We start from the raw sequence: 24,144 nt of genomic DNA, 5'->3' as shown, positions 1-24,144 counted from the left end.
CCCCCCCCCCCCCCCCCCCCCCCCCCCCCCCCCCCCCCCCCCCCCCCCCCCCCCCCCCCCCCCCCCCCCCCCCCCCCCCGGCCCCCCCCCCCCCCCCCCCCCCCCCCCCCCCCCCGCGCAGCGCCGACCTGGCCGCCGCGTCGCTGGCGACCGACCGCGCCGAGCTGGAGCGGCTGACCGCCGAGCAGACCCGGCTGCAGGCGTCCTTCGACGGGGCCAACGAGGGCTCCGGCGGCATCCTCCTGCGGCTGGAGGCGCTGGACCGGCTGAGCGACCGCAACACGACCCTGGCCGCGGCGAAGGTCATGCTGTCGCTGCTGTTCATGTGCGTGGAGATCCTGCCGGTGCTCATGAAGCTGCTGCTCAACTTCGGCCCGCCGTCGGCCTACGACCGGCTGGCGGCGCTGCGCGACTCCGGGGACGTCGAGATCGAGGAGCTCCAGCAGGAGTCGCGGCTGACCGTCGCGAAGGCCCGCGAGGAGATGCTCGTGATGGCCGAGAAGGAGCGGATCGACCGGCAGAAGGAGGCCGTGCTGGCCCGCCGGCGGGCGGCTGCGGCGCTGGCGGAGGAGGCCGCGCGGGCGGCTGCGGCGCCGGTCCGGCCGGCCGAGGCTCCCGCGGTGCCGGAGCCGCGGCAGCCGTGGGACACCGGGCCGATCCTCAACGCGGCGCTGCGGACCGTGCGTGCCGTGCGCCGGCGGCCGGTCGACCGGGAGCCCGCCGGGGTCTGACCCCGTCCTGCTCCGCCCGGCCCCTCCGTGGTCTGACGCCTGCCGGTGTCAGCCGGCGGAGGGGCCGGTTGCGTGTGTGGGAGACAGCAGGCGTGCAGGTCCGGCCGGCGTGGTGGCGGCCGACGGCTCCCGGGGACGGTCCGACTAGCGGAGCTCGTACCACTCGTAGTCGAGCGAGAGGTCCTCGTGCACGATCCCCTTGCCCACCGCCTGGATCCGGTTGAGCCAGGCATAACGCTCGTCCGACGTCTCGAACCGCGGGGCGACGTAGATCGTCATCGGCGGGTTCAGACCCCCGGAGGCATCCGCTCTGCCCTGGTACTGCCCGAAAATTCCATCGGCGTGTCGTGCGTCCCGTCGGCCGCTGGTGGACCGCCTCGGGAGTTCCGGAACCCAGGGTGGCGGAACTCCCACCCGGTGTGGGGCTGCGCCTGCCCGTCGGGCGCGTGGTCTGATGCCTGCGGTTCGTGCGGCCGGCAGCGGAGCCGGCCGCGGTTCGGGAGGGTGGACGCGTGACTGCTGGTTCCGGCTCCGGTGAGGTGCTGCTCGAGGTCGACGGCGCGGTGGCGGTGGTGACGCTGAACGCGCCGGATCGCCGCAACGCCCTGACCCCGGACATGGCGCGCGAGCTGATCGGACTGTTCGACGAGGTGGACGCGCGGCCGGAGATCGGGGCGCTCGTCGTCCGGGCGGTGGGGAAGTCCTTCTGCGCGGGTGGGGACATCGCGACGCTGACCTCCGCCGGCCGTGACCCGGCGGCGCCCGAGGCCTACGAGGGCATGTCGGCGATATACGACTCCTTCTACCGGCTGGGGCAGGTGAATGTGCCCACGGTGGCGGCGGTCCGCGGCTCGGCGGTGGGCGCCGGGATGAACATGCTGCTGGCCACCGACCTGCGGATCGTCGCCCGCGACGCCCGGCTGATCGCCGGGTTCCTCAAGCGGGGGATGCACCCCGGCGGCGGGCACTTCGTGATCCTGTCCCGGCTGGTCGGCCGGGAGGCCGCGGCGGCGATGGCGCTGTTCGGCGAGGAGGTCTCCGGCGTCCGCGCCGCTGAGCTGGGGCTGGCGTGGGAGGCGGTGGACCCCGACGCCGTCGAGGACCGCGCGCTGGAGCTCGCCGCCCGTGTGGCCGCGGACCCGGAGCTGGCGCGGGTGGCGGTCGGCAACTTCCGGCGGGAGGTCGTGAACGGAGCGGTGAGCTGGGAGGTCGCGACGCAGTTCGAGCGCCCGGCGCAGATGTGGTCGATGCGCCGATCCGCCTCGTCCTCGTAGGGCGCCGGTACGGGCGGGGGCGTCAGACCGTCTCGGGCACGCGCAGGTGGGCGAGGGCGACGTCGTACTCGGCGACGTCGATGACGCGCATGCCCATGTGCTCGGTGAACTCCTGCCGCATCGCCTGGGCCTGCCCCTTCGACCGGTTCATGATCTGGCGGTCCTCGTAGACCGTGGCGACGACGGACCGGCCGGTCTCCCGGTTGACGAGGAGGCTGGTGCTGCAGAAGCCGGCGAGGTCACCGATGCGGGGGACGATGCTCGTGCGGAACCCGTCGATGATCCGATCGGCCTGACCGATGGGACCCTTCGTCGAGATCACCCGGCAGGCGGCGTGCTCGGGAGCGCTGCGCACCCGGTGCAGGACCCCGACCTGCCACTCGACGACCTCGGCCTCGGTCTCCGAGCCGCCGACACTCCTGATCGTCGTCTCGCGGAGCGAGGCGACGGCGTCGGCGCTGCGCTGCATCGACTCGGCGTCGTGCCAGGAGGTGGTGACGATGCACCGGCCGGTGGAGCGGTCGACCAGCATGGACAGGCCGACGCATCCGTCCATCTGTAGGACGGCGGGCAGGACCGTGTCCCGCGTGTAGGCGATGCCGTCGTCGATGGCGTCCGGGTTCCCGCGGAAGGTGGTCGATCGGGCGTACATGGCAGCGTTCCCCCTGGATGACGCGCACCGCGGCCGCGTCGCCGCGTGGGGTCACTGTGCTCGCGGGGCCGCCGTCGGGCAATGGAACTCCCGACGGCGGTGCCGACGGCGACGGCTGGGCCGTCAGCGGGCGCTGCTGCGGCTGCGCGCAGGCTGGTGGACGTCGAGGTGCGCCATGAGCTCGGCGATCACCTCGGCGGCCGGCCGGACGTCGGTCACCGAGCCGACGCCGGCGCCCGCGTACATGGCCATCGCGTCCAGGTGGCCCTCCGCGCCGGCCACGGGCGGAAGGCCCGATCCGCGCGGCACGGGGATCTGCGCACCGCCCATGGTCGCCGTCCCGACGACGTCGTCGTCCAGTGCGGCCAGCCGGTCCACCGCGGCGCGCAGCACCCGGGCGCGGGGGCTGGTGGCGCACAGGGGGCAGTCGGCGAACGCGTCGGTGATGACGGTGCAGTCGCCGGCGGCGTCGACGACGGCCTGCCTGTACGCCGGGTGGGCGCCGGACTCGACCGTCGCGATGAACCGGGTCCCGATGCGGGCACCGTCCGCACCGGCCGCCATGACCTCGGCGAAGGACCGCCCGTCGCTGATCCCGCCGGCCGCGAGGACGGGGACCTCCACCGCGGCGAGCGCCTCGCCCAGGAGGGGGAGCAGCGGCGAGTACCCGCGCACGTGACCGCCGGCCTCGGTGCCCTGCACCGTGACCACGTCGCAGCCGGCGTCCACCGCGGCGCGCGCCTCGTCGACCGACCCCACCTGCCAGTTGACGAGGGCGCCGGACCGGTGGACCAGCTCCACCAGCCGCGGCGCGGGGTCGAACCAGAAGAAGTCGACCAGCCGCACCCGCTCGGCGACGTCGGCCACCAGCCGCTCGTCGACGTGCTCGTCGACGACGTTGGCGGCCAGCACGCCGGACGTGCGCCCTCTCATCTCGTCCAGGCGCCGGACCAGCACCTCGGGGGGCAGGCCCAGCGCGGTCACCGTGCCGACGCCACCGGCCTCGGCGACCGCGACCGCCAGGTCCGGTGAGGAGATCGTCCCCATCGGCGCCTGCTGGATGGGGACGGAGCAGCCGACCAGCTCCGTGAACCGCGTCTGCATGGCCGACCTCCCCGGTGGGCAGTGGCGCGCACCTCACGGTCGCGCTGGTGCCCGGTCGGGTCAAGGGGCGTGCCGACGGTGGACGGGCTGCCGGCGTCCGTCGACGCCGGCACCGCTGCCGGTCGTCGGTCGCCCGCTGGGGTCGACGGCTCACACGGTGGTGGCCGGGTCCGGGGCGGCGAGGGTGATCGTCCGGGTGGTCGTGGCGGTGTGGCAGAGGTCCACGACGCAGTACTGCGCGTTGGCCTCGACGAACGTCGGCAGCGGCAGGAACACCCGCAGCGCGCCGCCGGAGGTCGCCGTCCAGGCGGTGGGCGTGCTGGAGCACGGCACGAGGACGCCGAAGAAGTCGCGCGCGATGTCCAGGCCCTGGACCTGCGCGACGTCCCCGAACACGATCGCCTCGGCCGGCTCGCTGCAGGTCACCGTGCCGGTGACCACCACGGTCCCGGGTTCGCTGCCGATCCCGGCCGAGTCGAGCGTCACCTCGACCGACTGGAGTTGTGCCGGCGCGGGTGGCGCGGGGACGGGCGGTGCGGCGAGGGCGGACGGTGCGGCGAGCGTCGCCACGGCGACGACGACGCCCAGCACCAGGGCGGTCCGGGCGAGAGCCGAGCCACGGCGGGTCGTACCTGCGGACATCGTTGCCTCCGAGCGGACACGCGGGCGGGGGAAGCGGCACGACGTCCGGCGCTGGACCCTCCAGCGCTCGACGACCTCGCCGTGCCGGGTACCGCGTCCGCGGACGCGGTGAGGCGGAGGTTCCTCGCGGCCGTCCAGCCCCGTCAACCGCGCCAATGACCGTGCGTCAGCCCCTGGTTGCGCCGTGACCTCCAGTCACGACACGACACACGCCGTTCTCGGAAACGGCCGGCCGCGTTGCTGAGACGGCAGCGGCGGACGCGTCGATCCCGGCCGAGGGCCGCGGCCGCGCGGGGTGCCCGGCCGCTCGGGTACCGGGTGGACGGCGCCGGACCGCAGCCGCCCACCCGGCGTCCGGTGCGGGTCAGAGGCCCTTGTCGCGGTACTTGCGGCCCCAGATGCCGGACTTGCCCGGCGCCATGATCGAGTTGGGGTCGAGGGCGTCCTTGACGGTCTCGTGGAACTTCCGCAGCGCACCGTCGCCCCAGTCGTAGGTGCCCATCACCTGGTCCATGAGGGCGTTGTGGGTGCGGTACTCGCCGTAGCCCTCGGCGGCGGCCTCGTCGATCAGCACCCGCGCCAGGTCGAGCGCGCGCTGACGCTCGTCCGGGTCGGTGGTGTCGAACAGCAGCAGCGCGATGTGGTGCATCTCCCGGAGCCCGACGACGAACTGGGCGGCGTAGTCCTGGCGGTACTCGTCGGCCCGCCGCCGCACCATCTGCGCCTGCCGCAGCGCGTCCGCGCCGTCGGGCGCCGAGATGGGGGAGAAGCCGATGTGCCCGCCGTTGGGCACGAACTCCAGCAGCTTCATCTCGTCCAGGGACGGGATGCCGTTGTTGATCCGGTGCCGGTCGTGCAGCACGTGCGCGCCGCGGTCGGTGGCCTCGTCGCGGTCGTGGTGGGTGCAGAAGCGCGAGCCCGGCACCTGGAGGAACGCGTCGCGGATCATGCCGAGGTACTGCTCGACGACCGGCGGCGGGCCGTAGACGGTGCCGTACAGGTTCCAGTAGCCCAGGCCCAGCTCGGACTTCATCTGCTCGATCGCCTCGGCCGGCAGCGGACCGTCCCCGTCGTGCCACTCGGTGCGCCTGGAGACGACGCCGGCGTCCAGGACGATGTTGCGCAGCACCGGCACGTTCTGCAGCGGGGCCATGTTCACCCGCAGCGGGAACATGATGTCGACGACCTGCGCCAGGTCCTCCTCCCGGTCGAACGTGATCAGGAACGTGGTGGACGACGGTGGGCGCTGCATGAGCTGGATGCCCATCTTGGTGACGATGCCGAGGTTGGACTGGGTGAACAGGCCGTCGGGGAACGGCCCGAAGCCGTACTGGAACAGCTGCCAGGTGGTGCTGCCCGGCACCGCGCCCATGCCGGTGCGCATCACCTCGCCGGTGGGCAGCACGACCTCCAGGCCGGTCTGCCACATGAGGTGGTCGCCGTAGGGGGTGTAGCCGACCCCGCGGTCGAGGGTGTTGCCGACCACCGAGCCCCAGCCGAGGTCCGGGCAGTCCAGCATCAGGGACGGCGCGTTCGCCTCCAGGTACTCGTAGAGGTCGAAGTAGGAGACCCCGGGCTCGAGCAGGGCGTAGCCGTACTTCTCGTCCACCTCGAGGATGCGGTTCATCCGCTCGCCGGTGTTCACGACGACCGCGCCGGACAGCCGCGGCTGGCCGCCGCCGTAGCCGTTGTTCCTGCCGGTCGAGATCGGGGAGAGCGGGACGCCGAACTCGTTGGCGATCCGGACGATCTCCTGCACCTGCTCGGTCGTCTCCGGGGAGACCGCCGCCGAGGCGCCCGCGGCCGGTTCACCGCCCACCGGGTAGGGGTCGCGGTAGCGGGTCAGGTCGCCGTCCTCGGTGACGACGTACTTGTCGCCGACGACGTCCCGGAACCGGGCGATCGCGGCGTCGAAGTCGGACTCGGACAGCCCAGGGGGCAGCAGACGGGCCACGGGGGACTCCTTCGTCGGTGGCGGTCGGGACGGCGACCGACCCGGCGCGGCGTCAGCCGCGCGGTGGACGGTGCCGGCACCCGGCCCGGCCGTCGGGGACCCCCGGCGGCGCCCTCGTAGCAGACCGCGGTCGTGACCCCGGCCACAACGGATCGCTGACAACCGGTCGCATACTGGCCCACGTCGTTCGTCCGGCGGACCACCCGGAGGGGGTGCCGTGGCCGCTCTCCGCGAACCGGCCCGCCCGCGGCCGTTGCCGGAGGTGTCGGTCCGCAGCGGCGACCCCGACGAGGCGTGCGCGGTGGGCACGCGGGTCTACCACAGCCACCGGGTCACCGTGCTCGGTGATGCCAGCCGCTTCGCGATGACCCTCGACGCGGCCGCGCTGGGCCCGCTCACCGTCGGCTGGCTCACCTACGACACCGAGGTGCGCATCGAGAGCGCCCACGACGGCTCCTACCAGGTCAACGTCCCCACCGGCGGAGCCCTGGTCGCGACCAGCGCCGGGCGGGACGCCGTCGCCGGGCCGGGCTCCGCGGTCGTGCACGTCCCCGACCGCGCCGCCGTGTTCACCGGCTGGGCGACCCCGGCTCCGGTCCTGGCCCTGCGCATCGCGCAACCGGCGCTCGAGCACGCGATGGAGCAGCTGCTGGACCGGCCGCTGCGCTCCCGCATCGATCTCGACCTCGGTCTGGACGTCTCCACCGGCCGCGGTGCGCAGTGGCTGGCGCTGGTCCGGTCCATGGCCGCAGACCTCGCCGACGAGGACGCCCTCGTCCGCCAGCCGATGGTGGCCGCACCCTTCGCGCACAGCGTCATGACCGGCCTGCTGCTGACTGCCGTGCACCAGCACCGGGACGAGCTGGCCGCACCGGTGGCGGCTGCCGGGAGCTCTGTCGTGCGGCGGGGGCGCGAGTACATCGAGGCCCACGCCGACCAGCCGCTCACGATCGCCGACATCGCGCGCGCCTGCGGCGTCGGCGTCCGCGGCCTGCAACGCGGCTTCCAGCGGGCTCTGGAGGTCTCGCCGACCGAGTACCTGCAGCACGTGCGGCTCCGGTACGCGCACCGGGACCTGCTCGCCGCCGACCCGGCGACCACCACCGTCGAGGCCGTCGCGCACCGGTGGGGGTTCACCCACCGCGGCCGGTTCGCGGCCCGGTACCGGGAGCGCTACGGCGTCCCGCCGGCCGAGACGCTGCGGCGGCGGCCGTGACTCCCGTGTCGTAAACCCGGGACGCACCGCCCGGCCGCCCCACGCCAGGGCCGGCCGCTGCGGGGAGTCGGGCAGTGCGGGGTCCGGAGCTCAGACGGTCTCGGGCACCCGCAGGTGGGCGAAGACCATCTCCATCTCCGCGACGTCGAGGATGTCGACGCCCATCGTCCTGACGCTCTCCTCCCGCAGCATGCGGGCCTGCTCCCGGGACTGCTCGAGGGCGGCGCGGCTGGCGAACACCGCCGTGCCCACGGCGCGGCCGCTCTCGCGGTCGACCAGCATGCTGAGGCTGCAGAAGCCGGGCATCTCCTGGATGCGCGGCATGATCCGGGTCCGGTACATGTCGAGCAGCTCGTCGACCCGACTCGGGTCGGCGCGCAGCCAGGTGACCCGGCAGCAGGCGCCGTCGGGAGCCTGGTGGTCGCGGTGCAGGACGGCGATCTCCCACTCGCGGACCTCCGGCTCGCGGGCGCCGGCCCCGAAGCGGTCGACCATCGCCTCGCGCATGGGGTGCACGTGCTGGTTGCTGGCCTGCATGGACTCCTTGTCCGCCCAGGCCGAGGTGGCGATGTACATGCCGCTCTCGCGGTCGCACATCATGGACAGCCCGATACAGCCGTCCATGTCGCGCATCGCCGGCCAGACCTCGTCGGCCATGTAGGCGATGGCCTCGTCCATCGACGCGGGGAAGATCATCAGGGTGGTGGAACGGGCGTACATCTCCCGGCTCCTCTCGTTCCGTGCTGACACGGGGGAGCCTCCTCGCCGGGGACGGCGGACGACGGTGCCGAACGTCCCTCGCTACGTGCCTGTGGTGTCGTAGCCGGGCAGCCACCGGCGGACCTCGGCGTCGACGGCGACAGTGGCGCCGAGCGAGCACAGGACGCCGACCAGCTCGGCGGCCACCCGCTGCAGCAGCAGGTAGTGCGGCGGGACGGTCAGCCGGCGCTGGGTGCGGGCGGTGGCGCCGAGCGGGTCGGAGGCGCGGCGGGTCTGCTCCTGCATCCAGCCGCGGGTGAACCGGTACCGCTCGGTGCGGAGCGGCTGGAGGTAGGGGGCGAGCAGGTCTCGCAGCTGCTCCGGCGTGACCTTGGCCGGGTCGACGAGGTGGGCGTCGGCGGCGATGCGGTGGAGGGTGGCGGCGTCGCCGTCCCGGCCGGCGGCGAGCAGGGGGCCGAGGCGGTCGGGCCAGCCGTGCGGCATGGCCTGCGTCGAGCCGAAGTCGAGGACGCCGAGCCGCCGGTCGGGCAGCAGCCGGAAGTTGCCGGGGTGCGGGTCGCCGTGGACCCGGTGGGCCCTGGCCGGCCCGGAGGCCAGGAGGCGGACGAGGAGCTGGCCGGCGCGGTCGCGGTCGTCCTGGGTGCCGTCGGCGATGACGCGGGAGAGGGGAGTGCCGCCGATCCACTCGCTGACCAGCACCTGGTGCTGGACTGCTTCGACGTCGGGGACGGCGATGTCCGGGTCGCCGCGGTAGGCGTCGGCGAAGGCCTGCTGTGCCTCGGCCTCGTGCGTGTAGTCGGCCTCCTCGATGAGGCGTTCGCGCAGCTCGGAGAACAGCTCCCGGACGTCGAGGCTGGGTGCGGCGGCCTTTATGACCGGGGCGAGGACCTGGAGGGTGCCGAGGTCGGCGACGAGCGCCTCCGCGGCGCCGGGGTACTGGACCTTGACCGCCACCGGGGTGCCGTCTTCCCACGTGGCTCGGTGGACCTGGCCGATGCTGGCGGCGGCGACGGGGTGGTCGTCGAAGTCGCGTAGCTGTCGGCGCCAGTCGCGGCCGAGGGATTTGGCGAGCTGCTCGTGGACCCGCGCGGTCGGCATGGCCGGCGCCGCCTCCTGCAGCCGGACGAGCGTCTCGCGGTAGGGGCCGGCTAGCTGCTCGGGCAGGGCGGACTCCATGGCCGACAGCGCCTGGCCGACCTTCATGGCGCCGCCCTTGAGGTGGCCGAGCGTGGCGAACAACTGCTCGGCGGTGCGCTGCTGCACCTGCGCGGCGACGGCCTCGGCGGGCCGCCCGCCGATCCGCTTGCCGATCCCGACGGCCGTGCGCCCTGCGAACGCAGCCGGCAGCGCAGCGAGCCGCGCCGTCCGGGCCAGCCGGCCCCGCGTCGGCCCGCCGTCGTCGGGGGGTGTGGAGTCCACGGGCGACGCTAGCGCCGCGTGGCCCTGGCGCGACACCTCGAGGCGGCCCGCTCGGATCAGGCGTGCTGGATCAGGCTGGGTCGCGGGGCTGGCTACTAGGCCTCGTCGTCGGAATGCGTCAAGCACTTCACCCGATCCTGCTGCTGCATTGATGAAGGCGGCTACCAACGGCCGCCGGGCGACACGCGACTGTATGGGGGGGTGTTCGAAGGGTCGTTCGGCATCCCGCAGACTCACTCGCATGCAGCAGCTCGAGGCGCACGAAGTTCCACTGCACAAGATCTTCAGCAGTGACTACGACTTCCGAATCCCCGACTATCAGCGCCCGTACGCCTGGCAGGTCGAGCAGGCCGCGCAGCTGCTGGAGGACCTCGTGGAGGCGCTCGACCGAGGCGACGACGAACCCTACTTCCTCGGCTCAGTGGTCCTGGTCAAGCGCAGGGAGTCCTCGGACGCCGAGGTCATTGACGGGCAGCAGCGACTCACGACGCTGACAATCTTGCTCGCCGTCCTCAGGGATCTGACTGATGACGAAGCTCTGCGGCGGGACCTCGAGACCATGCTGGTGGAGCCCGGTAACCGGATTCGCAGCTTGGCGCCGAAACCGCGGCTAACCCTGCGGGCTCGCGATGCCGGCTTCTTTCGGACAAACGTCCAGACGACCAGTTCGATCGCCTCGCTGCTCGAGGTCAAGACCGATGCCATGACGACTGACGCGCAGAAGGCCGTGCAGGCCAACGCGAGGGCATTCCGTCAGCGCCTGGCCGACTGGTCGGAGGACCGCCGTCTGGCACTGGTCGGCATGCTCAGCGAGCGGACCTTCCTCGTCGTGGTGAGCACACCGGACCTCGACAGTGCACATCGGATCTTCAGCGTCATGAACGCCCGCGGCCTCGACCTGTCACCGGCAGACATCTTCAAGTCGTTGATCATCGGAGAGCTGCCTGACAAGGTCTCGAGCGAGTACGCAACGAAGTGGGAGAACGCCGAGGAGTCGCTCGGGCGTGACGACTTCGCTGATCTCTTTCTGCACCTCCGGATGGTCTTCTCTCAGGAGCGCGCCCGGAGGGAACTGCTCAAGGAGTTTCCGGAGCAGGTGCTCTTCCAGTTCAAGGGCCGAGCTGCGGAATTCGTCGACGACGTTCTCCTGCCCTACGCGAGCGCATACCAGCAGATGCGCGACCTGTCATACACGGCGAGCGAGGGTGCCGAGAGGGTCAACCGCTGGTTCAAGCGACTGGCTCAGATCGACAACAACGACTGGCGCCCGCCAGCGCTGTGGGCGCTGCGTCATCACGGCGACGACCCGGAGTGGCTCGACGCCTTCCTGCGCAAGCTCGAGCGGTTGGCCGCCAGCATGCTGGTTCGGCGCGTCTATGCGACGCCTCGCGCGCAGCGCTATGCCGACCTTCTCAAGGACCTCGTCAAGGTCGGGCTGGATGCGCCGGCCTTTGAGCTGGACGAGCAGGAACGAGCCGACACGATTCGCCGGCTGCAGGGAGAGATCTACCTCGTGACGGCGGTGCGCAAGTACGTGCTTCTGCGTCTGGACGAGAAGCTCGCCAACGTGCCGGGAGTGTCTTACGACCACAAGATCATCACGGTCGAGCACGTGCTTCCCCAGAACCCCGCTCGGGGCTCCGAGTGGTTGGAAAACTTCACGGAGGAAGAGCGGTCTGTGTGGACGCATCGGCTCGCCAACCTCGTACTGCTGAACCGGGCAAAGAACGCGGCCGCGCAAAATTTCGACTTCGCCACCAAGAAGGACAAGTACTTCACCGGGAAGAGTGGCGTGGCCCCCTTTGCCCTGACCATCGGCGTCCTCAATCACGACAAGTGGACTCCTGAGATGCTCGAGGAGCGTCAGGAGGAGCTTCTCGAGACACTGGTTGAAGAGTGGGACCTTGGAGCAAAGCTCTTCCTCCTCGAGTAGGCTAATTCGCGCCGTCAGCAACGCTGTGTGCTTCGGGCGTGGTCGGGTCAGAGGAGGCTGAGGGCTGGCCTGCGAGCCAACGCTGTGTGCTGTCCCGCCTCTGGTCTGTTGGCGCCCAAGTCCCTTCTTGATGCATCACGCGCATGTGCTCGTCTGTCTGGATTGGCTTCACCAATCGCCGCAGGTCCGCAGAGGACGCCCGTCCAGACTGGGTCGCTGGTGGTGCGGCGTGGCGCGGTGCATGTACATGACCCGCCACGCTTCACAGGGGCGTCGCCTGGATCCTGGGTCCTCGGCGGCAACCTTGGTGGTACGTCGGCGGAAATTTCTCGACTGACCTCGCCATGAGCGTTGAGTCACCGACGGCACGCGCCACGCCTGTGTGAGTCCGCGTCGCGCACGTCCGGTGACGCTGTTGATTGACCCAGCTGCCTAGTCCTCTGAACCGTTGGCCTCGCACGTCGAGGAGGCGGCCATGGATGGCACTCGCATCGACACGGGGACAGAGGCGGTCAGCTGGCGTCGGCCGGCTGTAGGGCGCTCTGATCGAGCGCTCACGCTTGGCCATCAGGATCCGGAAGTTTCGGGCCTCCGGTGGCGAAAACGAGACAGTCGGCCGGCCGCGTAGCGCGCGGCCAGGCCATGAGCTCGGCCGCTGTCGCGCGTCCGAGTTCGCCGAGGGGTGGCGATCCAGGCTCCCTCGGCGACGGCGCCGCGTCCGTCCCCCCAGGGCCAGGAGTTCTCAGGCGCTCGGCTGACCGGAAGGTCACGAATCTGCCGTCACCGAACGGCAAGACGGCCAAGATCGCGAACAGTTTCGGCCTCCCGGCCGGACGTCAGTTCTCGTGTCCTGGCGCCACGGTGACGTGCGAGCGTGTCTGCTATGCGGGCAAGCTCGAGAAGCTCTACAAGGGCGTCCTGGATGTCTTGACCGGCAACATGCAGGCGCTCGCCGGGCTTGATCGGTTGGGCATGGCCCGACTTCTGGCTGACATGATCGACGGCTTCCGGGCGGACTGCGACCGAGCCGAGAAGCGCGGCGCCAAGGTGCCGCGTGACTTCCGGATCCACTGGGACGGCGACTTCTTCTCGGTGGCCTACGCGCAGGCCTGGGCCGACGTGATCCGGGCCAGTCCTGATATCAGGTTCTGGGTGTACACGCGGAGCTTCGACCCCTCGGCGCTCGACGTGCTGCCCGTCCTCGCCGGCCTGACGAACCTCTCGGTGTACCTGTCCGTCGATCCGGACAACCTGGCGGCGGCGAAAAATGCTCGAAGGCGTCATCCCTGGGTGCGGTGGGCCTACTTGGCTGAGACGTTCGCCGATGGGCGAGCGGATCTGGCCGCCCTGCCCAGCAAGCGCTATCCGTGCCCCGAGAACGGACGCCGGATACCGTTGATCGCTGAGAAGGGGTCTGCCTGCATCCGCTGTGGGATCTGTCCGAGCGGCCGGGGCGACGTCGTCTTCTCGATCGCCAAGCGGTGAACGGCGTTCGTCGATCTCAGGTTGTGAGGACCCTGATGCCGGTCAGGGCTGCCCTGGCCCGAGAAGGCCCACCTTGGTCAAGGCCGACCGCATGTCCGGGGCTGACACGGTATGGCCGTGTTCGAGACTTTTTAGGACGACATCGCGGTCGCTGACTCTGTCCACATGAAACGTCGAGAGATTTCTGCAAGTCGGACAGTCTTTGGATACGAGGAGTGGGCGCAGTAGATGTAGTCGTTCGTTGGGATCCTTGATGTAAAGACTCCCGGCCTCGAGGTCCGGGCGAGTGACCTGAATCGATCTCTTAGGCACCACGGGATGGTCTCCCATCAGTGAGCGGGCCTCCGCCTCACCCGAGGCTGCCAAAGAATCCCATCGTGTAGGGCCCAGCAACAAGAGAGGAACGTCTGCCGCGAACTCCGCAGCTTGGAGTATGGTCATGAGATCCTGCGTGGCCTCGGCGCATGCCTGAGGGAGGTCGTGGGGATCAACGCGCCTGATGTGCGCCTCGTCATTGCGACGCTGACTGAGACGCCGCTGCGCATCCCTCACGCCCACCGCTCCAAGAAAGCCTTGCAGCTCGCCGAGCTGAAAATCTTCGTCGAGGGCCCGAAACCGCTTGCCCGTGACCTCTTGAAGGATTGCCACCCAGTCACCCATCGTTGGACCTTGGCCGATGGCGAACTTCTTCTGCAGGTCTGGAAGGTGGCTCATTTGGATGCCGGCCGAGCGTGCAGCCGCAAGCGCGACGCACGCCAGGTAGGCCAGGAGCACCTCGGCGGCCTCCAGGATGCTGCGGTATCCCTCTGATGTCGGCCCGTCGGACAATGCGGCCTCGGCCACCCGCCATCGGTAGGCAATTGGGTGTGGGAACCGCGTGCGGATTTGATAGCTGAAGTTCTCGGTCAGGGCCGCTGCGTCGATGCGCCATCGCATGACGCGACTGGATCGCTGAACGCGATCTCGGGCCTTCTTGGCATCCGGTTCATCGAAGATGGAGCCGAGCAAGTCCGCCGCCTCGTGGCTCCACTCGGCGGCACGGCCTTCTGCCATCTGGACGGCCGCTAGAGCTGCCGTCATCTTCTCGTCCGGCACAGGCACATGCAGGGATGTGAGGACCGTCGGTGTGAGGCGTACATGGCCGTTCAATTCCGTGCCTTGAGCCAGCCGTGCGGCCTGCGGAGACGCCAGATATCGAAGGACGAAGTCCTTCGTGACGGGTGGAATGTCCGGGCGTAGGCGCAGCGCGTGAACGGTAGGGCTCGCGGCGAGCGGTAGGTCCTCCTCCGCCACCTGGGTCAGGACGAACCCGCCCTTCATTCGTGGTGCGGAGATGGCGCGGATCACGACGTCCCCGGCACGCAGTTGTCGATCCGGGGGCACAGCAACCCATGTCGACGTCTCGTCGTCAAGGACAATGCCGTCGGAACGGATGTCTCGGCCGGTCAAGACACGAGCTGCGTCCGGATCACTTCTCGATACCTGGTGTCTGTTCCTGGGGAGAAGTGACGCCTGAGGCACTATTTCGAACAGGTCCTTGATGGGCACCGTCGAACCGAAGTTTGCTAGATCATTGCGGAGGGCGGCCAAACGGGGGTCGTGTCGAGCGAAACCCAGGCGAGCGGGAGGCGGTGGCATCTGCCGAAGGACGTAGCCGAACTCGCTCGTGCCACCCTTCATTTTCTTAAGTCGCCTGAGATCTGCGGCTATCCCGGCAAGGCCGGCTTCGGCCGAGAGATCGGTGGGAACCTCGAACAATCGGATCGGCCCATGCGCGTCGGCGACGGGCCTCAGTGCTGTCAGCGCCAGGACGAATTGCGGATGCACGCCGGGTATGAGGCCTCGGACGTAGACCGTCAACTCCGGAGTCCACTTCGCGAGGAGCTCGGTGCGAAAGTGAGCATCGCGACTGGAGTCCAGATCTGGGCCGGGCAGCGCCATCAGCAAGGGATGGAACCCCCGATCCGGGCGACATTCGAGCAGCTGCTCCTGGTAGGGAGACAACTGACCGCTCCGAGCTGACTCCCAGGAAGGGAGAACCACCACCGGTCTGCTCGGCAGTTGGGAATCCACGACGGCCGGGATGTCGTGGTTGGAGGTCACTACACGGATCGCCCAGTGCTGCGGTACGGGTGGAGGAGTCCACGAATTCGTCGGAGGTGGGACGACCAGCAGAAGCGGAGACGCGCCGACATCGTGGCTGGTCATCTCCGCCATCAGATCCCAGAAGAGTTCAGGGAAGGCATGAGCAGCAGGGACGCCACCTCCGGCCCCTGCAGCGATGGGCGATCCTTCCGTCACAACTACGTGGCCTCCTCAGGCAACGTTCGTCAAGGCGGGGGCGAGATGACTGCTCATGCCCTGACCGGCCTTCAATTGCTGGGCAGGAACGGCGAAGCGGAGCCGTGCCACGTGACGACGAGCTCGTCCCGAGCACGCGATGAGGCGACGTAGAGCAGGAGCCGCTCACGCACCACGGCGTCACCGCGGTCGTCGTCCGGGTACTGGCCGACGACCCGCCCGGCCGGGACCTGGCTCTCGTCCACCCCGGCCAGCACGACCTTCCGGAACTCCAGCCCCTTGGCCCGGTGCATCGTCAGCAGCGAAGGCGCCGGAGTGGTCCGGGATCGCCGGCCCTCCACCGTCTGCACGGTGACCTGCCGGTCGGCCAAGCCGCGCTGCACGAGGTCGCGGACCGCAGCACTGCGCACCAGCACGGCGAGGCTGGACGGCTCGACGTCTGGTTCGGCCAGCCAGCCCTTCAGGACGTCGGCGATCTCGTCCAGCTCCGCGGAGAGCGACGGTGCAGGCAGAAGCCGGGGTCGAGGGCCGCGGAGCGGGGAACGGTAGCCGCTGACGTCCTCGCCCTCACCCTCCAGGTCGGTCACCTCGGCGCCTTCCAGGACACCGACGGCGAACCGGAGGTTCTGAGCAGTCGTCCGGTAGTTCAGCGTCAGGCGCCGGGAACGGCCCTGGATGTTGATGCCGAGCCGGCCGAGGACGACCTTCTCCCCGTAGATCCGCTGGTGCGAGTCCTCGCAGATGAACAGATCGTTCGAGCCCGAGGGGACGAGTGACCGCAGCAGTCGCCAGTGACCGGTGTGCAGGTCCTGGGCTTCGTCCACGATGACGTGGTCGGCGAGACCCTCCGGCCTGGCCTGGGTGACCGCGGCCGATGCGAGGGCGGCCAGCTCGGCGAAGGTCGCCTTGCCCTCCATGGACAGCCGGCGCCGGTAGGCCTCGACGACCGACCACACGCCCAGTCGCTCTGCGCGGCTCAGCCGCACACCACGACCGGTCCGCGGGACACGCGCGTACTCCTCCCGCGTGGTGACCCCGTTCCCGAGGATCACCGACCGGTACTCGGCGGTGAGGAAGGTCGGGGTTTTCAGGTGCGGCGGCAGGGTCTGCCCGGCCGTCGCTACGGACTCCTCCCAGAGCTGCCGGTCCTCGCTGTCCCGCAGCGCCAGCTCACCCTGCAGCGACAGGGATCCGACGTGGGTCGACACCGCTCGCAGTGCTCGATCGCCTGCCTTCGCCAGTGCCTCGCGCGCCAGCTTGTCGACGCCGACGACGTGGACTCCCGGGGCTCCCAACTCCGAGGCCAGGGCCAGCTCGGGATCCAGTTCGTTCAGGCCGGCGCGGAGGCTGTCGGCGAGCGTCGTCGTGTAGGTAGTCAGGACGATGCGGGCGTTCGGGTTCTGGCGCGCCAGGAAGTGGGCTCTGTGGAGGGCGACGACGGTCTTCCCCGTGCCCGCCCCACCGCTCAAGCGGAACGCGCCGCGGTACGTGTCCCGGTAGGCGTACGCCCGCTGGTCCGGGTGCAGGAAGACGCGCCATGCGGCGAACGAGCCGGACAGCACCTGGGTGAGCTGGTCGTCGTCGACGATGGTCACGAACTCCATCTGCGATGCGGGGTGGCTGAGGGCCCGCTCGACCCGCTCGGCTTCGGTGACCGGATCGGCAGCCGCGCCGGGCTCGGTGCCGACCGCCTCGGCGGACTCCCGGAGCGCAGCGGCGATGTCCTTGGGCGCGGTCCCGGTCGCCAGTTGCAGCAGAGCGTCCGCCTGCCATGCGGGCGCATCCGCGGCTAGGGACAGGAGAGCGTCCTCGTCGCCGGCCGTGACCGCCGCCTCCGCGAGGGGCGCGGGCAGGCCCAGGACGTCGGTCAGCTCCGAGGTCTTGAAGCCGGACAGCGGACCGGGGAGGTCGTCCTCGACACGAGGCCGGACGACGGGCTGTGGCTCCGGGGCGGTGACGACGGCTTCCTCGTCGAAGAACTCCAGGACGCCGTTCACGGGGTTGACCCGGAGCGTTAGCCGTGCTGCCAGCCGGTTGGCCTCGTCGTGCTTCTTGATGGCCGCGAGCACGAAGTTCGGCTCCGGCTGCTCGGCGACGAGGAACAGCACCGCCCGGTAGTTGTCGTTGACCCGGCCGGTCCGCACGCGACTGTCCCGCGACCCGTTGATGGGCTCGATGTGCAGGCCTGGGACGGTGTGGTCCGTCATCAGCTTGTGCAGGAACTCCCACGCGCGTGGGCGCAGCGACCCGTCGACGTCGAGGTCCTTGGTGAACTGCTTGGACATGATCACATTGGCCATCGGGTCACTCCTGTCCGGCGCTGGGGGCACCCAGCAGCTCTGTGATCGCGTCGACGTCGGTGGGTGCAACCGTCCACGAGCTGTCGACGGGCTCGTCCGACTCGTCCAGCCGGACGCAGACCTTCGCGTCCGGCCACGCGAGGTCCAACGGGGTCCCGTCGTCCGTCTCGAAGCCCTGCTCAGGCACGGGCACGCCTGCGGTAGCGAGTCGGCGGAGCAGAGCCCGCTCGGCATCGGTCAACGCCCCGTCGATCAGAGCCTGCCAGGCCGGAGCGACGTGGCCCTCGGTCTCGACCATTGGCGCGTCCATCGTCGGGGTGACCGAGCCGCCGATCACCTGCGACAGCGCCGCGATGGTCATCGGCTGGTCGGCGAACCCGAAGACGTTGGACAGTCGGAGCCACTCCCGCCACGCATCCTGCCCAGCGGGCTTCTCCAGCCGGTCGTCCCGGTCGTCGACGACGAGAGCGGTGTGCAGACCGAGTGGTGCCGAGACCAGTGCCGCAGTGAGCGCGAGGCTTCCGCCCTGGCACCACGACCAGCCGGCCAGCGGCCCCATCAGGTCTCCGACGGTCGGCTCGCCGCACAGGACGTCGCTCGCCGCGGTCACGAGTTGCTTCGCGAAGAGCCGGAAGCGCCGAGCGCTCGGCAGCGCCCCGAAGGCGAGAGCCGCCCGGTCGGCCAGCTTCGACCAGGCATCGGGATCAGGAGTCCGGATCCAGGCCAGCAGCTGACTGACGGCGTCGTCCCTCAGCAGCGACTCGGGAGCCGACCCGGGCAGCAGCTTCGACCGCAGCATCGCCAGCGACTGGTCGGTCAAGGCTCCGAGCGGCGGCGCAGGCGTGCCCGCGGCGAGCGCCTCGAAGCGGTCCAGATCCTTGGATGTGATCGCCCAGACCACCTTGCCCTGGTCCCGGAGAGCCGCCCGCTTCTCCGCGTCATCCCGCACCCGGTTGTGCTCGGCAGAGGCGTGGAACAGCGCGCCGTCGGTGAAGATGCAGACCTCGGGCACGGTCGGGTCCTGCGTGCTGAGCACGAAGTCCGGCTTGACGTTGCCGAGCGGCACCTGAGGACGCATCGTCCAGCGGCGGTGCGAGCCGGACAGCGCGAACTCGACGAGCGTTCCGTCCGGCTGCGGCTTCTGCCGCACCGACGCACCCTGGGCGGCGAGCGCACCGCAGAGCGCGTCCCGGAATCGCTGCTCGAGGTGGCTCTCCGGCGACGGCGGCGGGACGTCGGCGATGGACTTGGCCTGCACCGGCTGCCAGGCGTGCGGGGCGGCTTCCCCGAGCGGGGCGACCAGCCCGAGGATCTCCGCGAGCAGTTGAGCGGCCCGGGCCCGGGAGGTCTTGTCCACCTGCCCGGGGTGGACGAACGGCAGCAGGCACCGGTGGCAGGCCAGCTTGCCCTCGGCGGCGCAGGGGCAGTTCTCGACGACGTCCAGAGCCGCCTGGAGCAGCTCCCGGACCCGGTCCGGGCGGGCGAAGTCGGCCAGGTATCCGGTGCCACCGGGGACGGTGTCGTGCAGGAGCAGCGCGACGCGGTCCACGCCGCCGACCGGTGCGTGGACGTCGACGACGTCCAGGTGGTCCGGATCGCCGCCGATCACCTCGCGCAGACCGAGCAGCAGCGCCGCGCGGAAGGAGACCGCGGCGAAGTGGTCGGTCGTGTACTGCGGCGGCACGAGCATCCGCACGGCCTGGGTTCGGAGCGTCCGGCCGAGCGCGATCTCCCGCCACTCGATGTCGAGGTCACGACGGTGGGGGCACCAGCCCCGGTGCCGTGCGTCCTGCTCCTCGCGACGCTGGGCGGCGGGCGTGACACCACAGCCGGGGCAGACCCGGAACAGCGGTGTCTTCACGTCGAAGCCGGCGATGCTGCGATCGCGCCCCGACTCCCGGGTCCGGCCCAGGTTGAGCCAGCGGATCTCGGTCGCCCGGATGTACTCGGCGCCGAACGGGAAGTCGGCGAGGTGCCAGGCTTCGGTGATGTCCGCCGGGTCGATGTCTGCCGCGGTGACCGTCGCGAACTGCTCGCGCTCGCGGTCGTCGAGGGCGTCGGTGATGGTGGCCTCGTCGCGGGAGACCTGGGCCGAGACCCGCTCCAGGGGAAGCACCTGCAGCCGCTGCCCGGTGTCCTGGATCGCCGCGTCCCCGCACCGCGGGCAAGCGGTCACTGACACCGTCCCGTTGGCGCCCCAGCCGCACCGGGCGCAGAGCACCCAGTCCTGGACGTGGTCGGTCCCGGTGCTGGCGAGGTCGACGGCGTCGATGCGGGCCGCGATGCCCTGCGCGTAGAAGGTCGAGCCGGGCGCGAACTCGGTGAGCGCGATCCGGCTGCCGCGCTGGTAGCTGCGCGGCTCGTCGTGGTACTCCTCGGTCTCCTGGTCGAACCACCGGACGGCGACGTCCAGCGTCACCGTGTCGTCGAGGAGTGTGTAGTTCGGGAGGACACCGCGCTCCTCCAGCGCCTGCACCCAGTGCTGCGAGACCAGCTCCTGACGGCGCTTGCGCAGAGCCGAGAGCTCGGCCTTGGTGCTCCGCCACAGCTGCTTGTCCTCGTCGGTCGCCGCCGGCTGATTCGCCCGCTCCGTCAGCTCGACCAGCGCATCCTGGGCTCGGGTGATCCGCTCGCCGAGTTCGGTCCGCTCCTTGCGCCACCCGTCGACGGCCCGGTACCACAGGGCCTCGAGGCCGCTGACCTCGTCCGAGCCGATGCCCACGCCGGCCCAGCGACGCAGGTCCTCGGCGGTGTCGGGACGCACACCGTCACCGAACTGTGCCAGGAACTCGACGACGTACTCGGCCGCGTGAGCCCGGGCGTCGGTGAGCAGCCGGCCGGTCCAGGAGTCGGCCTCCCAGGTCTCGAGCACGGCCGGCGTCGTCAGCCGCGCCGAGGGAGCCATGGGGTCGGCTGCCTGGCGGTCGACGAGGTGCGCGACGTACTGGCGGCGCAGAATCTCGACCGCGTCCAGGTAGGTCGCCGGCGGGCGGACGTCGCCGTCGATGACCGACAGCGGTTCGGCCCAGCGGGGGAGGTTGGTGCCCCGCGCGGGGACGTAGGCGAGGACCAGGGCGTTGCCGGTCCGGCGGCCGGCGCGGCCGATGCGCTGCTGGTACCCGGCCACGGACTTCGGTAGGGACGACAGCATGACCGTCGACAGGTCGCCGATGTCGATGCCCAGCTCGAGGGTGGGCGTGGCGACGAGGACATTCGGGTCGCCGGGCAGCTCGTCCCGGCGGAAGGCCTGCTCCCGCTGCAGCCGCGTGTCGTCAGGCAAGAGGCTGGTGTGCTCGGCGGCGACCACGCGCCTGGCCTGGGGGCTGGCGTAGAGGGTCCGGTAGTAGTCGTCACCCCGTCGGTCCCGGCCGAGACGTCCGGTGCAGCCGGCGCGCACGCAGGGCGCGCCGTCCAGCTCGTCGACGACCTGTGTGGTCCCCGGGACGGCGGTGTGGCAGACCGGGCACCGGAGCAGGTGCTCACCCGAGCGGAGGGCCTCTTCGGACGGCACGGTCACTGCGACGTTCTGCGGCGGCAGTGCCCAGATGCGGGCACCGCCGTTGCTGGTGACCGCCGTCAGGGTGCCGGCGTCGACGAGGACGTCGAGCAGGTGGCGGGTGACCACCGCACCGTCGTTGGGGCTGATGTCGAGACAGGAGGAGGCCCAGCGGGCGTACCAGGAACGCCCTCCGCTGATCGATGCCAGCAGCTCGGAGCCCTTCGCCGTGGTGGGGAAGGCAGGGGCGCCCCGGCCGGACGGGAAGGCCGGCATGCCGCCGGCCCGGTCCCGGCCACCCCAGATCCGCCACCGGTTGCCGTCGGCAGCCAGGTATGCGTCGAGCCACGGATGGTGGATGCCGCCCTGACTGCGGATGCGGTCGAGCACGCCGCGGACCCACCACACCAGGCTGGTGCCGCGGCCGGCCGCCCAGGAGCCGTCGAGGCCGGGGGAGAGCGCGTGTCGCTGGACGGCGGCGTCGAGCGCAGCAGCGCCGAGGCCTCGGACGTCGTCAGTGCCTCCGGCGAGCACCTCGGCGACTGCGCTGCCGGTGAGCTCCAGCGTGCGGCCCAGGCGCGCGTTGAGCCCGAACTCCAGGGCGATGTCGAAGGCCAGCCGCTTGGCGACCCGCCGACGGGCCCGCTCGACCTCGGCGTCCGAGGCGTCGGGGTCGAGGAATGGCTTGAAGTTCCTGTCGCCGACGAGTGCCGGCGGGACGAGGACGTGTCGTCGGTGGAGGTCGTCGCCCGCAGCGGAGATGACCCCATCGGCGAGCTGGGGCAACGTCGACCGATCCTCGGTCAGGGCAGTCCGCAGTGCGCCGCGGAAGGTCAGCGTGTGGGAACGGGCTTGCACGAACCCGGCTCGGTGGGCGGCGTCCTGGACGCTGTCGGTGAACAGCAGCGTCTTCTTCTCCGCGCGCTCGAGGTGCTCGCTGGCGAACACGCTGGACAGCGACACCGACGCCAGGGTGGCGATCCCGCTGCCGAGGAAGCGGATGCCGTTCTCCCGCTCGCATGCGGGGCAGACGTCTCGCTGGTCGGGGGTGCGGCGATCGGCGTGGTCATCGTCGCCGTTGACCAGCACCGGGACGATCGGGTTCTCCTCCATGGAGGCGACGTCGAGGTCCGGCGGACCGGTCAGCAGCTCCCGGTTCTTGGTGTCGAACCACATCAGCCCCGAGGCCGCGTTGCCGCTCTCCAGATCGGCCGCCTCGCCGGGCGCGAACAGCAGCGACCGGACGCGCCGGTTCTCGCGGACGGCCTCGGCACGGATGCTCGACGCGTCGGTCTCGACGGAGTGGCCGGTGGGGGCGATGAGCACTCGCCAACCCGATCGTCCGCAGAAGCGGCAGTAGATCGCCGGCAGGTAGAGCTGGCCGCCGGTGTCGACGCCGTCGTCGGTCCATCGGAAGCGCGGCGTGTTGTCGGCGAGGCGCTCGACCCGGCTGACCTCGCGGACCCACAGCTGCACGTCCGTGGAGAGGAACCGGGGGCCGGCGCCGGCCTGAGTCATCCCGACCCGGGCCAGGCTCAGCAGCCCGAGGAGGGCGTCGAGGAGCAGGACGCCGTCCTCGTTGGCGGGGCTGCGGTCGGTGGGAAAGAGCCGGCGGGCGAGGTCGGCGACGTCGCTGGGGGTGGTGGCGAGCCGCAGCAGCTGCTTGGTGAGGTCGTGGTGGGTGAGCAGCCAGCCGAGCTCACCGTGGCCGCTGAGGCCGTGGACGAGGTGCTGCGCGTCCTCGTCGTTGAGGTCGTTGAGGTGCTCTCCCCGCTTGGGCTGCTCCACGAAGAGCTCGCGGATGAGCGCCCTGATGATCTCGTCCGGGGTGGTCGCCTGGCGAAGTTCAGCAGCGACCCTGGGCAGGTCGAGGTAGCCGCGCGGGCGGGTGACACCAGGGCGTCTGTCCGAGGCCTCCCGCTCAGCCAGCCACTCCTCGGGCGTCACGCGGTCCTCGGCGACGATGGCATCTGGCTCGATCTCGCGGCCGAAGACGGTGGCGGCGAAGGCCAAGAGGGCACTCGGGTCACCGCTGCCCAGGGTGGCCGACGTGGCCACTGGAACGATGTCGCCGAGCGGCCGGCCCGGCTCGTCGACGCCGAGGACCAGCCCCAAGCGCCGGAGCAGCATCGCGACGTCGGTCCCCTGGGCGCCGTCGTAGGTGTGGAACTCGTCGAGGACCAGGTAGCGCAGGCTCTCGGGGGACAGCTGCCACAGTGGGGCGTCCGCCGGACGCAGGAGCAACTGGTCGAGCATCTTGTAGTTGGTGAGCAGGATGTCCGGCGGATCGGACTGCATGACCGCGCGGTCGGTGATCAGCCCGTCCTGGGTCACCCGGGTGCTCGGCGTGTTCTTGTCACCGGTGTAGAGGCCCGCGGTCACGTCGGACAGGCGGGGGTCGCGGGTGATGAGCTTGGCCAGTCGACCGGCCTGGTCGTTGGCCAGCGCGTTCATCGGGTAGAGGACCAGCGCCTTGATGCCGCGCTGCCCGGCCCGGCGTGCCCGCAGGACGTGGTCGAGGATCGGGACGAGGAACGACTCCGTCTTCCCGGAGCCGGTCCCGGTCGTGACGATGGTCGGCCGCGGATCGCCGTGCTTGGACGTCAGCCGGGAGAAGGCCACGGCCTGGTGCCGGTAGGGCGCAAAGCCCTCCGGATACCAGTCCAGCGGCGCTGCCCAGTCCTCGTCGGCCGGCCGGAAGGGCAGCCGCAATCGGACGTACGGTCCGCGGAAGATGCCCTCCTGCGGGTCAGTGAGGAAGTCCTGCAGCGCGATGCGGACCTCATCGTCGGCGAGGGCGAAGGTCGTGCCGAGGTAGTCGATCAAGGCACGCCGAAGGTCCGCCGCCTGCAACGAGGGCAGCAATGAAGTCATCGCCCAGTGACCCGCCGCTCATTGGTGCGCGGAAGGATCTTGG

Annotated in this window: 13 protein-coding genes and 2 pseudogenes; 5 read left to right on the top strand and 10 right to left on the bottom strand. The window is 70.9% G+C overall.

The features are described 5' to 3' along the window. Positions 1-128: 128 nt before the first annotated feature. Positions 129-731: a DUF4407 domain-containing protein gene (locus ACI78V_RS14795; protein ID WP_456851987.1), complete on the top strand. Its 603-nt coding sequence runs from the start codon at positions 129-131 to the stop codon at positions 729-731. A 144-nt stretch (positions 732-875) separates the two neighbouring features. On the opposite strand, the gene ACI78V_RS14790 is transcribed toward ACI78V_RS14795, so the two are convergent. After that, positions 876-1,010, bottom strand: a complete 135-nt coding sequence (locus ACI78V_RS14790; protein WP_456851982.1) for a DUF3237 family protein — start codon at positions 1,008-1,010, stop codon at positions 876-878. Between the two features lie 233 nt (positions 1,011-1,243). Here ACI78V_RS14790 and ACI78V_RS14785 point away from each other — a divergent pair, with 233 nt between their 5' ends. Next, positions 1,244-2,005, top strand: a complete 762-nt coding sequence (locus ACI78V_RS14785) for an enoyl-CoA hydratase/isomerase family protein (protein WP_456851980.1) — start codon at positions 1,244-1,246, stop codon at positions 2,003-2,005. Positions 2,006-2,027: 22 nt separating this feature from the next. Here ACI78V_RS14785 and ACI78V_RS14780 read toward each other — a convergent pair whose 3' ends face one another. From ACI78V_RS14780 to ACI78V_RS14765, 4 genes and pseudogenes are all read right to left on the bottom strand, one after another. Next, positions 2,028-2,657, bottom strand: a complete 630-nt coding sequence (locus tag ACI78V_RS14780; protein WP_456851978.1) for a hypothetical protein — start codon at positions 2,655-2,657, stop codon at positions 2,028-2,030. Positions 2,658-2,780: 123 nt separating this feature from the next. Next, a pseudogene (locus tag ACI78V_RS14775) lies at positions 2,781-3,770 on the bottom strand (NAD(P)H-dependent flavin oxidoreductase); the annotation flags it as partial. 141 nt (positions 3,771-3,911) lie between these two features. Then, on the bottom strand, positions 3,912-4,403 hold the full coding sequence (locus tag ACI78V_RS14770) for a hypothetical protein (RefSeq protein ID WP_456851976.1): 492 nt from the start codon (positions 4,401-4,403) through the stop codon (positions 3,912-3,914). A 364-nt stretch (positions 4,404-4,767) separates the two neighbouring features. After that, entirely contained in the window at positions 4,768-6,357 is a 1,590-nt protein-coding gene (locus tag ACI78V_RS14765; RefSeq protein WP_456851974.1) for an FAD-binding oxidoreductase, read from the bottom strand. Between the two features lie 217 nt (positions 6,358-6,574). On the opposite strand from ACI78V_RS14765, the gene ACI78V_RS14760 reads away from it, so the two are divergent. Next, positions 6,575-7,573 (top strand): AraC family transcriptional regulator, encoded by a 999-nt coding sequence (locus ACI78V_RS14760; RefSeq protein ID WP_456851972.1) that lies wholly within the window; start codon positions 6,575-6,577, stop codon positions 7,571-7,573. Between the two features lie 90 nt (positions 7,574-7,663). On the opposite strand, the gene ACI78V_RS14755 is transcribed toward ACI78V_RS14760, so the two are convergent. Further along, the gene (locus tag ACI78V_RS14755) at positions 7,664-8,293 is read right to left on the bottom strand and encodes an antibiotic biosynthesis monooxygenase (RefSeq protein ID WP_456851970.1); all 630 of its coding nucleotides are present in this window, start codon (positions 8,291-8,293) and stop codon (positions 7,664-7,666) included. Positions 8,294-8,374: 81 nt separating this feature from the next. After that, positions 8,375-9,712, bottom strand: coding sequence for an ABC1 kinase family protein (locus tag ACI78V_RS14750; protein WP_456851968.1), 1,338 nt, complete (start codon positions 9,710-9,712; stop codon positions 8,375-8,377). Between the two features lie 241 nt (positions 9,713-9,953). Between ACI78V_RS14750 and ACI78V_RS14745 the strand changes: the two genes are divergently transcribed. Together ACI78V_RS14745 and ACI78V_RS14740 are read left to right on the top strand one after the other, a co-directional pair. Beyond that, entirely contained in the window at positions 9,954-11,645 is a 1,692-nt protein-coding gene (locus tag ACI78V_RS14745) for a DUF262 domain-containing protein (RefSeq protein WP_456851966.1), read from the top strand. A 741-nt stretch (positions 11,646-12,386) separates the two neighbouring features. Further along, positions 12,387-13,130: pseudogene (locus tag ACI78V_RS14740) on the top strand (GP88 family protein); the annotation flags it as partial. Between the two features lie 42 nt (positions 13,131-13,172). Here ACI78V_RS14740 and ACI78V_RS14735 read toward each other — a convergent pair. From ACI78V_RS14735 to ACI78V_RS14725, 3 genes are all read right to left on the bottom strand, one after another. After that, complete coding sequence (locus tag ACI78V_RS14735) at positions 13,173-15,233, bottom strand: hypothetical protein (protein ID WP_456851964.1); 2,061 nt, start codon at positions 15,231-15,233, stop codon at positions 13,173-13,175. 269 nt (positions 15,234-15,502) lie between these two features. Beyond that, a complete protein-coding gene (locus ACI78V_RS14730; RefSeq protein ID WP_456851962.1) occupies positions 15,503-17,731 on the bottom strand; it encodes a 3'-5' exonuclease in 2,229 nt (742 codons plus the stop codon). Between the two features lie 4 nt (positions 17,732-17,735). Further along, positions 17,736-24,053, bottom strand: a complete 6,318-nt coding sequence (locus ACI78V_RS14725) for a DEAD/DEAH box helicase (protein ID WP_456851960.1) — start codon at positions 24,051-24,053, stop codon at positions 17,736-17,738. Positions 24,054-24,144: the final 91 nt, after the last annotated feature.

Source organism: Geodermatophilus sp. SYSU D00742, from assembly GCF_054049935.1.
Note: the sequence above shows the minus strand (reverse complement) of the source record. Positions and strands in the feature narration are given on the sequence as shown.

Coding starts and splice junctions, on each gene's coding strand:
- ACI78V_RS14730 (WP_456851962.1), bottom strand. CDS start 17,731: ATGGCCAATGTGATCATGTCCAAGCAGTTCACCAAGGACCTCGACGTC.
- ACI78V_RS14755 (WP_456851970.1), bottom strand. CDS start 8,293: ATGTACGCCCGTTCCACCACCCTGATGATCTTCCCCGCGTCGATGGAC.
- ACI78V_RS14770 (WP_456851976.1), bottom strand. CDS start 4,403: ATGTCCGCAGGTACGACCCGCCGTGGCTCGGCTCTCGCCCGGACCGCC.
- ACI78V_RS14745 (WP_456851966.1), top strand. CDS start 9,954: ATGCAGCAGCTCGAGGCGCACGAAGTTCCACTGCACAAGATCTTCAGC.
- ACI78V_RS14780 (WP_456851978.1), bottom strand. CDS start 2,657: ATGTACGCCCGATCGACCACCTTCCGCGGGAACCCGGACGCCATCGAC.
- ACI78V_RS14790 (WP_456851982.1), bottom strand. CDS start 1,010: ATGACGATCTACGTCGCCCCGCGGTTCGAGACGTCGGACGAGCGTTAT.